At 65.5% G+C, this 12,586-nt stretch carries 12 protein-coding genes; 4 read left to right on the forward strand and 8 right to left on the reverse strand.

Going from position 1 to position 12,586, the window contains the following annotated elements; genetic code table 11:
* Positions 1 to 436: 436 nt before the first annotated feature.
* Positions 437 to 1,387, reverse strand: coding sequence for a carbonic anhydrase (locus PSELUDRAFT_RS05285; protein WP_231895309.1), 951 nt, complete (start codon positions 1,385 to 1,387; stop codon positions 437 to 439).
* A gap of 63 nt (positions 1,388 to 1,450) precedes the next feature.
* Complete coding sequence (locus PSELUDRAFT_RS05290) at positions 1,451 to 2,341, reverse strand: DMT family transporter (protein ID WP_088965851.1); 891 nt, start codon at positions 2,339 to 2,341, stop codon at positions 1,451 to 1,453.
* Between the two features lie 120 nt (positions 2,342 to 2,461).
* Here PSELUDRAFT_RS05290 and PSELUDRAFT_RS05295 point away from each other — a divergent pair, with 120 nt between their 5' ends.
* Positions 2,462 to 3,565 (forward strand): NAD(P)/FAD-dependent oxidoreductase, encoded by a 1,104-nt coding sequence (locus tag PSELUDRAFT_RS05295; RefSeq protein ID WP_088965852.1) that lies wholly within the window; start codon positions 2,462 to 2,464, stop codon positions 3,563 to 3,565.
* On the opposite strand, the gene PSELUDRAFT_RS05300 is transcribed toward PSELUDRAFT_RS05295, so the two are convergent.
* From PSELUDRAFT_RS05300 to PSELUDRAFT_RS05315, 4 genes are all read right to left on the reverse strand, one after another.
* On the reverse strand, positions 3,566 to 4,120 hold the full coding sequence (locus PSELUDRAFT_RS05300) for a hypothetical protein (protein ID WP_088965853.1): 555 nt from the start codon (positions 4,118 to 4,120) through the stop codon (positions 3,566 to 3,568).
* Positions 4,121 to 4,129: 9 nt separating this feature from the next.
* Positions 4,130 to 4,885, reverse strand: coding sequence for an ABC transporter substrate-binding protein (locus PSELUDRAFT_RS05305; RefSeq protein WP_157725023.1), 756 nt, complete (start codon positions 4,883 to 4,885; stop codon positions 4,130 to 4,132).
* Positions 4,882 to 5,682 carry an MOSC domain-containing protein gene (locus tag PSELUDRAFT_RS05310; protein ID WP_088965855.1) on the reverse strand — a complete coding sequence of 267 codons (801 nt, stop codon included), beginning with the start codon at positions 5,680 to 5,682 and terminating at the stop codon, positions 4,882 to 4,884. The genes PSELUDRAFT_RS05305 and PSELUDRAFT_RS05310 overlap by 4 nt, the downstream gene beginning before the upstream one ends.
* A gap of 112 nt (positions 5,683 to 5,794) precedes the next feature.
* Positions 5,795 to 6,763: a bile acid:sodium symporter family protein gene (locus PSELUDRAFT_RS05315; RefSeq protein ID WP_088965856.1), complete on the reverse strand. Its 969-nt coding sequence runs from the start codon at positions 6,761 to 6,763 to the stop codon at positions 5,795 to 5,797.
* 162 nt (positions 6,764 to 6,925) lie between these two features.
* Here PSELUDRAFT_RS05315 and PSELUDRAFT_RS05320 point away from each other — a divergent pair, with 162 nt between their 5' ends.
* Positions 6,926 to 7,816, forward strand: a complete 891-nt coding sequence (locus tag PSELUDRAFT_RS05320) for a LysR family transcriptional regulator (protein ID WP_088965857.1) — start codon at positions 6,926 to 6,928, stop codon at positions 7,814 to 7,816.
* A gap of 40 nt (positions 7,817 to 7,856) precedes the next feature.
* Here the strand turns inward: PSELUDRAFT_RS05320 and PSELUDRAFT_RS05325 are convergent, their stop codons facing one another.
* Positions 7,857 to 8,642 carry a helix-turn-helix transcriptional regulator gene (locus PSELUDRAFT_RS05325; RefSeq protein WP_088965858.1) on the reverse strand — a complete coding sequence of 262 codons (786 nt, stop codon included), beginning with the start codon at positions 8,640 to 8,642 and terminating at the stop codon, positions 7,857 to 7,859.
* Positions 8,643 to 8,735: 93 nt separating this feature from the next.
* Here PSELUDRAFT_RS05325 and PSELUDRAFT_RS05330 point away from each other — a divergent pair, with 93 nt between their 5' ends.
* A complete protein-coding gene (locus PSELUDRAFT_RS05330; RefSeq protein ID WP_088965859.1) occupies positions 8,736 to 9,932 on the forward strand; it encodes an MFS transporter in 1,197 nt (398 codons plus the stop codon).
* Between the two features lie 190 nt (positions 9,933 to 10,122).
* Positions 10,123 to 10,323 (forward strand): DUF1059 domain-containing protein, encoded by a 201-nt coding sequence (locus tag PSELUDRAFT_RS05335; RefSeq protein WP_088965860.1) that lies wholly within the window; start codon positions 10,123 to 10,125, stop codon positions 10,321 to 10,323.
* 694 nt (positions 10,324 to 11,017) lie between these two features.
* On the opposite strand, the gene hutH is transcribed toward PSELUDRAFT_RS05335, so the two are convergent.
* A complete protein-coding gene (gene hutH / locus PSELUDRAFT_RS05340) occupies positions 11,018 to 12,553 on the reverse strand; it encodes a histidine ammonia-lyase (protein ID WP_088965861.1) in 1,536 nt (511 codons plus the stop codon).
* Positions 12,554 to 12,586 lie beyond the last annotated feature (33 nt).

Below are 12,586 nucleotides of genomic sequence, written 5' to 3' on the forward strand. Positions count from 1 at the left end.
CAGGCCGAAGCCCCTGTTACCGTTCGACTTGCATGTGTAAAGCATGCCGCCAGCGTTCAATCTGAGCCAGGATCAAACTCTTTAGTTCAAATCCAAGCAATTTGTGGCACGCAAGTTCAAAGAAACCGAACTCGAGAAACCTCGAATCCGTGTCACTTTCTCTTGCAGTGCAAGTGTCTGGCTTGCCAGGCACTTACACCTATCGGTTATTTGGTTTGTTAAAGAGCGGGCTGACTTCGTTTCGTTGCGTCGTCAGCAGAGGAGGCGAACTATACCCATCGCCCCTGAAGCCGTCAACAGCTGATTGCACGAAAACCCCAACGAATTCGACAAGTGATTGATCCGTAAGGACAGCAAAAACCAAAAAGGTTGGCCGCAGCCAACCTTGCAGGAAAAAGCCCGGCTGGCGCCGGGCTGTCTGGTTCTGAATTACGGCTTAATGGCTCGCCACTGTGCCGGTTACGCTGCCCGCGCCCATGAAGAAGTTGCCGGCCTTGGTGAGTGCGGCCAGCTTGCCCGGCTCGGTTTCACCATTGATGTTGGTAATGATGAGTTTGCCGCGCCCCTGCTTGTAGTCGTTGCGGAAGTCATAGAAGGCGCCGATTACCGCCAGCTTGCCGGCATCGACCTCGCCACCGAACTTGAGCAGTGCCGCCTCCACCTGGTTGTTGACGTTGATCAGCACGCCATCGTTCACCGCGATGCCCTTGGGAATATTGATGGTGAGCAGTTCCTTGCGGATGGCCGGTTCCAGATTGGAGAAGTCACCGCTGGCGGCTTCGATGGCGCCGCAGACGGAGTGGCCGATGAACATCAGCAGCGGGGTGTGCAGGTGACGTACGCCGTATTCGATGGAGCCCTCGGCCGTGGCCAACTGGTTGCCGATGTCGCGCACCACGAACAGGTCGTTGACGGCATCACCATGGAAGGCATTGGTCTGTACGCGGGAATCGGAACAGGTAACAACGGTGGCACGCGGCGTCTGCTTGCTGGCGAAGCGTTCGAAATAGGCGGCCGGTTTGCTCTTCATATAGCGCTGGTTGGCATCCAGCATGGCTTTGACCAGGCCCTGCACCGGGCCCAGTTCATCGGCATGGCTGCTGGCTGGTGCCACCGGCTTTCTGGCGTGTTTGGCCACCTTGCCGCTGGCAGCCGCATGAACGGCAGCCACCTTGCCGCGGCTGCTGTTCATTACCTTGCTTTTGTTGTTGACCGAAGCGCTGTGGTCCGCCGGCTGCAGGGGGTGGATGGATGGCTCCAGTTGTTCGGCATTGGCTGCCGGCAATGGCAGCTTGGGCGGCTGGATCTCGCTGGCCGGCACATTGCCCGCCACCAGCAGTAACAGGCCTGTGCACCACAAGCCCGCCGGACGCATCAACTTGCGCATGACTTCCCCTTGCTTCAATTGTTCTGGCATCTTTGCCTCAATATCGGCAGGGTTGCAGAAAACTCAATTTTTGTGAACTTGTCGTTGCGGCCAACGTTTGGCCTGGCTGATGAAAACGCCCAGCAATACCAGCACGCCGGCCAGCCATTGCGGCGTGCTCAGCCGTTCGCCCAGCATGGAGGCCGCCATGCCCAGGGTGAATACCGGAATCAGGTTGATGAAGGAACCGGCCAGCGCCACCGGCACCCGGCTTACCGCCCAGGTATAGATACCGTAGGCCCCCAGCGTTACGCATACCCCCAGGTACAGCACCCAGGCTACCGCCGTAGGCGGGTAATGCGTGGGCAGGTGCGCCCATGGTGTCAGCAGGATGACGCCGAACCAGGCTGCACCCAGCACCGTCTGGGTAGCCGTGATGGCCAGGGCGGAAAAGCGCGTGGACAGTTTCTTGGCGATCAGCACATAGCCGGTGGCGCAGATCATGGCCATGAATTCGAGGAAGTTGCCCAATACCGGCGCCGGTGCGCTGGCATCCGGCTCGCTGCCGCTGGTCAGCCAGATCACGCCGGACACCGACAGCGACAGCCCCACCCACACCAGCGGCGACTGCCGCTCGCGCAACAGGAAGTGCGCGCCCACCGCCACCAGCAGCGGCAGTGTGGACGTGATCATGCTGGCTTGCGAGGCACTGGTGCGCAGCAGCGCATTGGCCTCGAACAGGAAGTACAGGCAGGGCTCGCACATGCCCATCAGCAGCAGCCACTTCCAGTCGCCCTTGCGGTATTTCCAGCGATCCCCGCGCCCGAGCAGGAACGGCAGCATGCAGAGGGTGGCGATCACCATGCGGCAGAACAGCACGAATACCGGGTCGAACACCGCAAACACGGTTTTGAGTGCAATGAAGGCACTGGCCCACAGCAGCATGGCCAGGCTCAGGGCAAGGTAAGGCAGCATGAATACTCCGAATGAAACAGCGGCCCGCATGGTGGACCAAGCCCGTGGGGGAGTCAAAGCCCGGCTGCAACGCGCTTTACCTGCCGACAGTGGCAAGGTAGAAACGCGCAGGGAGGGAATATGGATAAAGTGGATTGCGTGGTGATAGGCGCCGGGGTGATTGGCCTGGCCTGCGCCCGGCTGCTTGCCGCCAGCGGCCGCGAGGTGGTGATAGTGGAGCGGGAGGCTGCCGCCGGCCAGCATTGCAGCAGCCGCAACAGCGAGGTGATTCACGCCGGCATCTATTATCGCCCCGGCAGCCTGAAAGCCCGGCTGTGCGTGGCGGGCAAGGCCATGCTGTACCGCTACTGCGCCGAGCGCGCCATCGCGCACCAGCGTATCGGCAAGCTGCTGCTGGCGGTAACGGCGGACGATCTGCCAAGGTTGGCCGCATTGCAGGCGCAGGCGGCGCAGAACGGCGTCACCGACCTGCGCTGGCTGGATCAAGCCGGACTGGCCGACTGCGAACCGGCCCTGCAGGCACATGCCGCCCTGCTGTCGCCCTCCACCGGCATCATCGACAGCCACGGCCTGATGCAGGCGCTGCTGGCGGATACGGAAGCAGGCGGTGCACAGCTGGCGCTGGCTTCCAGCGTGCAGGGGCTGCGCGCCACGGCCGATGGCCTGGTGCTGCAACTGGCCGATGGCTACGAGCTGCTGGCCGGCTGCGTCATCAATGCCGCTGGTGCCTGGGCGCCGGCGCTGGCGGCCGGCTGGCAGGATGTTCCACGTGAAACCGTACCCACGCCCTACTACGCCCGCGGCGTGTATTTTGCACTGCAGGGGCGCAGCCCGTTTTCGCGGCTGATCTACCCGATGCCTGAAGCCGGCGGCCTGGGCACCCACCTGACGCTGGACCTGGCCGGCCAGGCGCGCTTCGGCCCGGACGTGGAGTGGATAGACAAGGTGGATTACACGCTGGACCCGTCACGCGGCGAGCGCTTCTACGGCAGCATCCGCCGCTGGTGGCCGCAACTGGCGGATGGCGCGCTGGCGCCGGCCTACTGCGGGGTGCGGCCCAAGATTGCCGGGCCGGGCATGGCCGATGCCGATTTCCTGATCCAGGACGCCAGCCAGCATGGCGTGCCGGGGCTGATCAACCTGTTCGGCATCGAATCGCCCGGGCTGACCGCCAGCCTGGCGATAGCCGAACAGGTGGCCGCCCGCGTGTTGCCGGCAGGCTGATCAGCCGGCCACTTGCTGCTGCGCAATCCGTGCCACGATGCCCAGCATGCGGCGGCGAATCAGGCCGCTGACCGGGCGGATCAGGCACCAGTACGGCAGAAAACGCAGATAGCTGGCACGGTCCGGGCAATGCACCCGGGTTTCCGTCTGCAACAAGCTGCCGCCATCGGGCAGCGGCTTGATCTGCCAGCCCAGTACCAGGCGCGGCACATCGCTGCAGCGGGCAAACCCGGCGGCATCCGCCAGCGTCCGCAGCCCGTAATCGGCTTGCCAGAAGCAACCCGCCAGGCCATATACCAGGCCGCCATCGTCCTGATGCAGCATGGTGAAGGAATGCAGGCCGAACGGCTGTGCCGGCAGCTGCCGGCGCGCGCCCAGACTTGCGGCCAACCTTGCCGGCGCTTCGCGTAGCGCTATCAGCCGCTCCACCAGCGGGTCACGCCACTGCGGCAGGGCGGCCAATGCCGCCCGCAGTTGCCCGGCATCGGTGCTGACCCGGCGCTGGTGGCGTTCGCTGAACTGGTAATGCGGCAGGAAATCATCAAGTGCCGGCATCAGGCGTCCTCATGGCTGCGGCTCGCTCTGGTAGCGGCGGAAAATGGCATCGTAGCGGCCATCCTGCTTGATGCGGCGCAGGCCGGCGTCGTAGTGCTGGCGCAGCGTGGCATCGTGCCACAGCACGTCGGCCTCCTTGGGCGGCAGCAAGGGGTAGAACGCTACCGCCAGCTGCGCCTGCTTGCCCAGCTTGCGGCGGTTCCATTCGAAGATCAGCCGGTCGGTAAAAATCACGTCGCAGCGCCCCAGGTACAGCGTGCGCAGCTGGCTGACCTGATCGGCAATTTCACTGTAATTGCCATTGGCAATCGCCAGCACCGAGTCGTAACCGCTGTTGGGGATATCCGCCTGCGCGCCATCCCAGGCCACCACGCGCAGCGGTTGCAGATCCTGCAGGGTTTCCAGCTGCAGCTGCCGGCGCTGCAGCGCCACCACCACGTTATCGAAGGAATGCAACGGCCGCCCGGCGCTGCCGGGCAGCTGGTATTCATGCTGCAGGCTGGGGGAAACATCGTACAGCGCGTCCAGCTCGCCGCGGCGATAGGCGCTGACTCGCCGCGTGAACGGGTAGAACACCGGCGTTACCGTCAGCCCTTCGCTGCGCAGCGCTTCCACCAGCAGCTCCACCGCGATACCCGGGCGCTTGTCCACGTTCACCCACGGCGGGATGCTTTCCGGAAAGCCGACCTTCACCACATCGCCGCCCCAGGCGTTTGCCAGCCACAGCAGCAGTAGTGCGGCCAACTTGATACGGGCTGTTTTCAATCGAAGCTCACCGTACTTGCCAACACTTCTACAGTATCGCCCAGTTTCAGCACGCCGCTGTTGCGGGCCACCAGGTTCACGCCAAAGCACACGCCTTCCGGCAGGCGGCGGTAGCCCATCAGCGTGGCCAGCGGCTGTTTGTCCGGGTGCGGTACTGCGCTGTGCGGATCGATGGTGGTGAAGATACAGCGCGTGCAGCGGCTGGCTACCTCGAACTCCACCTCGCCGATGCGGATGTGCTGCCACTCGTCTTCCTCGAAGGCGAAGGTGTCGTTCACCACCAGGTTGGGGCGGAACTGGCGCATGCTCACCGCTGCGGCCAACCTGCCGTTCAGATCCGCCAGCGAGGCCTCGCTGATCAGCATGAACGGCGCGCCGTCGGCAAACGACAACGGCAGTTCGCTGTCCTGGTAGCGGCGGGTGCTCTGCCCCAGCCACAACAACCGTACCGACTCGCCCAGCCAGGCGCTGAACCAGGCATCGGCGGCCGCATCGCCGGCCAGCGCGGTGAATTCCGACTTCCACACCTGCGCACGGTGCGATTGGGAGAACAGATGGCTGTGGGTATGCAAGGTGGCGGCGCCCGGCGCGGCAAACTGCCAAGCGCCATCCGCCAGCTGTTGCGCCACCACCTGCACCAGGCGGTGATGGGTACGCGCGGTGATCTGGCTGCCGTCCGGGCGCACCACCAGCCACACCCGGTCGCCGGCCAGGCCTTGCGGCGTCACGTCGGCCTGCTCCACGGCATTGCCGCGGCAGGATTTGAGCGGATGTACGAACAGCTGACTGAGTTGCATGAGTCCCCCGGCGTTATGCAGCGGCAATAAAGCGCTGTTTATAGCCGATTCGACAGTCCAGGGGAATCACCGGGTAACACGTGTTGCGGCCAACCTTTATAGGCGCGCCGCTTCAGCCTGCCTGCCGCCGCAGGCGGTAGCGCCGTGCCAGCACCGCGCACACCATCAGCTGGATCTGGTGGAACAGCATCAGCGGCAGCACGATGGCGCCGATGGCGTGGCCGGCGAACAGTACCTTGGCCATCGGCACCCCACTGGCCAGGCTCTTCTTGGAGCCGCAGAACACGATGGTGATCTCGTCCGCCAGGTTGAAACCCAGCTTGCGGCTGGCCAGCCGCGTCAGCCCCAGCACCAGCGCCAGCAAGCTGGCACAGGCCAGCAGCAGGCCGCCCAGCGCCGGCAGCGGCGTATCGCGCCACAGCCCGCCGATGACCGCCGCGCTGAAGGCGGTGTACACCACCAGCAGGATGGAACCCTGGTCCACCAGCTTGAGCTTGCTCTTGTGGCGGTCCACCCAGCGCCCCAGCCACGGCCGCAGCAGCTGGCCAGCCACGAACGGCAGCAGCAGCTGGTAGACGATGGTCATGGCCGAGCCGGCGCTGCTGCCCACCTGGCCGGACACCAGCAGCCAGCCCACCAGCAGCGGCGTCAGCGCAATGCCCAGCAGATTGGACGCGGTGGCGCTGCACACCGCCGCCGGCACATTGCCCTCCGCCACCGACACGAAGGCGATGGACGACTGCACGGTGGACGGCAACAGGCACAGGTACAGCAGCCCCAGGTACAGCTCCGGCGTGGTGAGCCCGGTGAGCAGAGGTTTCAGCACCACGCCCAGCAGCGGGAACAGCACGAAGGTGGCCGCCAGCACGGTAAGGTGCAAGCGCCAGTGGGTGATCCCGGCCAGCACCGCCTCGCGCGACAGCTTGGCACCATGCAGAAAGAACAGCAGGCCGATGGCGAAATCGGTTACCCACTCCAGCAGCCTGGCGGCGCTGCCGCTGCACGGCAGCAGCGTGGCCAGCAACACCGCAGTGATGAGGCCAAGAGTGAAATTGTCGGGCAGAAAACGTGGGCGCTGCATGCTGATCCTGTCTGGAGCCGGCCCTGTGTGTTGCCAGCAGTCCGGCGGCGGGTGATGGGTTGATGCGGCCAACCTGCCACGGCCAGCCATACAGCCGCTATTTCACCGCGCCGCGATCTACAATACAAATTCATTTATCTCATTGATTGATGCGCTATTGCGATGAATATCACCCTGCGCCAGCTGCGCGCCTTCCTGGCGGTAAGCCAGCACGGCGGCTTCGGCCGCGCCGGCGACCGCGTCGGCCTTACCCAGTCGGCAGTAAGCCGCAGCATTCGCGAGCTGGAGGAACAACTGGGCGTGCGGCTGCTGGATCGCACCACCCGCGAGGTGCTGCTCACCGCCACCGGCCAGCGCCTGAGCGCCCAGCTCACCCGCGTGCTGGACGAGCTGGACGGCGTGCTGGCCGAGGCGCACCAGGCCGGCGAACAGGCCAAGGGCACGGTGCGGGTGGCCAGCAGCCCGACGCTGTCCGCCAGCCTGATGCCCGCCTGCCTGGCGGCTTGCGGCCAACGTTATCCCCAGGTGCAGCTGCAGATACTGGACCAGGTGCAGCGCTTGAACCTCGACAGCGTGCTGTCCGGCGAGGTGGATTTCGGCCTGGTGGTGGACCCGCGCGCGCAGCCGGGGCTGGAAGGCGAAGCGGTGGTCAGCGACCCGTTCTGCCTGGTGCTGCGCCCGGATCATCCGCTGGCGCAGCAGGACAGCGTGCAGTGGCGGCAGTTGCAGGATGCGCCGCTGGTGCTGCTGGACGGCAACAGCGGCAGCCGGCCGCTGATCGAGGCGGCGCTGGCGGCGCAGGGCGTCAGCGCCCACGTGGTGCAGCAGCTGGGCCATTCCAGCGCCGTATTCCGCGTGGTGGAGGCCGGCATCGGCATCAGCATCTCGCCCCGACTGGCCCTGCCGCTGCCGGCCGGCAGCCAGCTCACCGTGCGCCCGCTGCTGCCGGAGATCCGCCGTGACGTGATGCTGGTGCGCCGCGCCGGGCGCTCGCTGTCGCCGCTGGCGGAAAAGGTATGGCAGCTGATGCGCGAGGTGCTGACCACGCAGTAGCCGTAACCAGGCGCTTCATGCGGCCAACGTTGGCCGCAGACTATTCCGGCGGCAGCCCGAAAAACACGCTGGGCACCATGCCGAACTGGCGGCGGAACATGGCGGTAAACGCGCTGGGGCTGGCATAGCCGGCATCCAGCGCCACATCCAGCACCCGCGCGCCGGCGGCCAGCTGCGCCAGCGCATGCATCAGCCGCGCCTGCCGCCGCCAGGCGCCGAAGTTCATGCCGGTGGCGCGCACGAAACGGCGCTGCAATGTACGCACATCCACCCCCAGCCAGGCCGCCCAGTCGTCGCTGCTGCGGGTGTCGTCCGGCTGCGCCTGCAAGGCCTGGCACAGCGGCGCCAGCAGGTCGTCGTCCGGTGTCGGCAAGGCCAGCGGCAGGGTTTCCAGTACCTCCACCTCCTCCAGCAACAAGGCCAGCAGCCGCGCGGCACGGGTGCCCGGCAACACCGGCGGCGGGCAGCGCACCGCGGCCAGCAGCAGTTCGCGCCACAGCGGCGTTACCGCCAGCACACAGCATTGCTGCGGCATGCCGCCCAGCGCCGGCTGCTGCACATAGACACTGCGCACCTGCGCCGGGCTCAGCATGTGCACCTCGTGCCAGTGGCCGGGCGGAATATAGATGGCACGCGTCGGCGGCACGATCCACTGCCCGCGCGCGGTGATCACCCGCATCACTCCGGCGGTGCCGTACAACAGCTGCGCGGTGCTGTGGGTATGGCGCACGGTGGCGTGGCCGGCCGGGTAATCCTGCGACTTGCCTATCATCAGCGTATCGCTGGTGAGCAGCGGCGGCTCGATCATCTCGATATCTGCACTCATGCCGTTTTCTCGATAGTTGCTGCCATTTTCGCGTGAGACTGGCAGATGTGGACATTCTAGGATGCTGCTACACCCACCCACAAGGAGTGCATCGTGCAAGCTACCCTGTCCACCCCGGCCCCAGCGGCCACCAACCCGCGCTGGCGGGTAATCGGCGCCGTGAGCGTCGCGCACTTTCTCAACGACCTGGTGCAGTCGCTGATCCTGGCCATCTATCCGCTGCTGAAAGGCAATTACGCGCTGAGCTTCGCGCAGATCGGCCTGATGACGCTGACCTACCAGTGCACCGCCTCGCTGCTGCAGCCGCTGGTAGGCATCATCACCGACCGCAAACCGCAGCCGCGCGCACTGGTGCTGGGCATGGCCGCCACCCTGTGCGGCCTGCTGCTGCTGTCGCAGGCTACGCAGTTCGGCTGGCTGCTGCTGGCCGCCGCACTGGTGGGCTCCGGCTCGTCCATCTTCCACCCTGAATCGTCGCGCGTGGTGCGCCTGGCCGCCGCCGGGCGCAAGGGGCTGGCACAGTCGCTGTTCCAGGTGGGCGGCAACGGCGGCACCGCCACCGGCCCGCTGCTGGCGATGCTGATCATCCTGCCCTACGGCCAGCACAGCCTGGCCTGGTTCGCCAGCCTCACCCTGCTGGCCATGCTGGTGCTGTGGCAGGTGGGCAACTGGTACCGCGCGCAGCTGGGCAACGGCAGCGTGCGTGCCGCGCACAATGTGGCGCCGCCGCTGCCACCGGCCAAGACCCGCAAGACGCTGGCGGTGCTGATGGCGCTGGTGGTGACCAAGTACACCTATATGGCCTGCCTGCACAGCTACTTCATCTTCTACCTGATCGATCGCTTCGCCATGTCCACCGCCGATGCGCAGCTGTACCTGTTCGCCTTCCTGCTGGCGGTGGCCAGCGGCACGGTGCTGGGCGGCCCGCTGGGCGACCGCATCGGCCGCCGCCGGGTGATCTGGTTCTCCATCTTCGGCAGCGCCCCGTTCGCCCTGGCCCTCCCCTATGCCGACCAGCACACCACGCTGGCGCTGGTGGTGATGATCGGGCTGATCCTGTCGTCGGCGTTCTCCGCCATCCTGGTGTATGCGCAGGAGCTGATGCCGCAGCGGGTGGGCATGATCTCCGGCCTGTTCTTCGGCCTCGCCTTCGGTGTGGCCGGCCTGGGCGCGGCGCTGATCGGCCAGCTGGCCGACCACTTCGGCCTGCAGACGGTGTACCAGTGGTGCGCATGGATACCGCTCACCGGCATCGTCGCCGCGCTGCTGCCGGAGCTGCGCAAGCGCTGACGATGTGCTGAAACGAAAAGGTTGGCCGCAAATCCTCCGGGGCTTGCGGCCAACCTTTATGCCGATTCGTGGCGGCTGGCGTGCAGGGGCAGATGCTATAACTCAGGGGCCAATAACAAGAATCCAGCTCGGTATCAGGGGTGCGCGCCAGGCGCATGGCGCCCACGTCCCAGGGGGAAAAGGAGCCACCATGGCCAGGAAATACATCGACTGCCGGGATCATCCTGGCAACACGCAATGCACGGTGTCCATTGCAGCGGACAACGAAGACGAACTGCTGAATGCAGCGGTACAACACGCGGTAGCCATGCACGGCTACCAGGATAGCCCGCAGCTGCGCGAACAATTGCGGCAGATGTTCAAGGAAGAACACGCCGCGGCGGCGCACTGACGCAGCGCCTGCTCGGCGAACCACAACAAACGGCTCCTGCAGGAGCCGTTGGCTTTATGTAGCCAGTTTGGCCAGTAGTGAGGAGGCCCACAGAGCTGCCAATGTTAATGAGCAATTGCGCAGTAGATGTTGGGCTTCGCTGCGCTCAAGCCCCTACGTGCTCATTGGTGGGCACGCTCCGCTTTGCCCACCCTACGTACCAGCAGAATCGCACCGACTTGCCCCAATCCCGTTGGCGCGAGCCGGGCAAAACGGTGCGCCCCAGGTTTTAAGACGCCGATCTGTCTGAGTCCCGAGCCGTTAGCGAGGGACGAGTTCGGCGGCGCCTGGGGCGTGCCTTTTTGCACGGGGTTTCGAGCAGCCCCGGGTCGCCTTTTCTTTGGGTACTTTCTTTTGGCGAAGCAAAAGAAAGTACCCCGTGCGCCGGGCGGAACCGGCTACTTCAATCAATATCCGCGCAGCGGATTCAAAATCAAACGTGGTAAACGTTGGGCTTCGCTACGCTCAACCCAACCTACGTGCTGCCCGTTTAGCATGGAGCGCTGCCAAGAAAAAAGGGCAAGCCTCGCGGCTTGCCCTTGCTTGTGTCCTGCACGACCAACCTGCCACAGCGTGGCGGAACGCCCCGTTACCGGGGCTTCCGCCCTACTGCTTACTGCTGGTTGGCCGCAGTCCTTCCCCTGTTGTTATCCGCTTACAGCGACGGCAGCAGGCCGTCGATGGCGTAGCGGTTGTACTCGGCGCGCTGGATCAGCGCGGCTGCCTTCTGGATGTCCGGCGCGAAGTAGCGGTCCTTGTCGTAGAACGGCACTTCGGCGCGCAGCGTAGCCTTGGCGGCTTCCAGTGCGGCGGCAGCCTTGTTCGGCGCGCGGAAGTCCACGCCCTGGCAGGCGGCCAGCAGTTCCACGGCCAGGATGCCGGCGGTGTTGTCGGCCATGTCGCGCAGGCGGCGGCCGGCGAAGGTGGCCATGGACACGTGGTCTTCCTGGTTGGCGGAGGTCGGCAGGCTGTCTACGGAAGCCGGATGCGCCAGCGACTTGTTCTCGGAGGCCAGGGCCGCGCCGGTTACCTGGGCGATCATGAAGCCGGAGTTCACACCACCGTTGTTCACCAGGAACGGCGGCAGCTTGGACAGGTTGCTGTCGATCAGCAGCGCCATGCGGCGTTCGGACAGCGAGCCGATTTCGGCAATCGCCAGCGCCAGGTTGTCGGCGGCGAAGGCTACCGGCTCGGCGTGGAAGTTACCGCCGGACAGGATGTCGTTGTCGGTGGAGAACACCAGCGGGTTGTCGGATACCGAGTTGGCTTCCACCAGCAGCACTTCCGATGCCTGGCGGATCTGGGTCAGGCAGGCGCCCATTACCTGCGGCTGACAGCGCAGGGAGTACGGGTCCTGCACCTTGCCGCAGTCGGCGTGGGAGTCGGCAATCTGGCTACCGTTGCCCAGCAGGGAGCGGTACTGCGCAGCAGCGTCGATCTGGCCCTTGTGGCCGCGAACCTGGTGGATGCGGTCGTCGAACGGGGTGCGGCTGCCCTGGGCGGCTTCCACCGACATGGCGCCGGCCACGGAGGCGGCTACGTACAGGTCTTCAGCGGCGAACATGCCTTCCAGTGCGAAGGCGGTGGATGCCTGGGTGCCGTTCAGCAGGGCCAGACCTTCCTTCGGTGCCAGGGTGATCGGCTCCAGGCCGGCGGCACGCATGGCGTCGCCACCGTGTACGCGCTGGCCGTTCACGAAGGCTTCGCCTTCACCGATCAGCACGGCGCTCATGTGCGACAGCGGGGCCAGGTCGCCGGAGGCGCCCACGGAACCCTTCTGCGGAATCACCGGGTAGATGCCCTTGTTGAACAGGGTGATCATCGCTTCCAGCACCAGGCGGCGGATGCCGGAGAAGCCGCGGGACAGCGAGTTGATCTTCAGCGCCATAACCAGGCGCACGGTGGAATCCTTCATCGGCTCGCCGATGCCGGCAGCGTGCGACAGCACGATGGAGCGCTGCAGCAGTTCCAGCTCTTCCGGGGCGATCTTGGTGTTGGCCAGCAGGCCGAAACCGGTGTTGATGCCGTATACGGTGCGGTTTTCGGCCAGCACGCGCGCCACGGTGGCGGCGGAGGCGTCGATGGCGGCGTGGGCAGCCGGGTCCAGCTTGATCTGCACGGAGGCGTCACGGGCGATCAGGCGCAGTTGGGCCAGCGACAGCTTGCCCGGGGTAATGGTGATGGTGGTCATGATGGTCTTTCCGGTTGGGCGGCCGCTATCGGC

It is taken from the genome of Vogesella sp. LIG4 (genome assembly GCF_900090205.1).
Classification (GTDB): domain Bacteria; phylum Pseudomonadota; class Gammaproteobacteria; order Burkholderiales; family Chromobacteriaceae; genus Vogesella.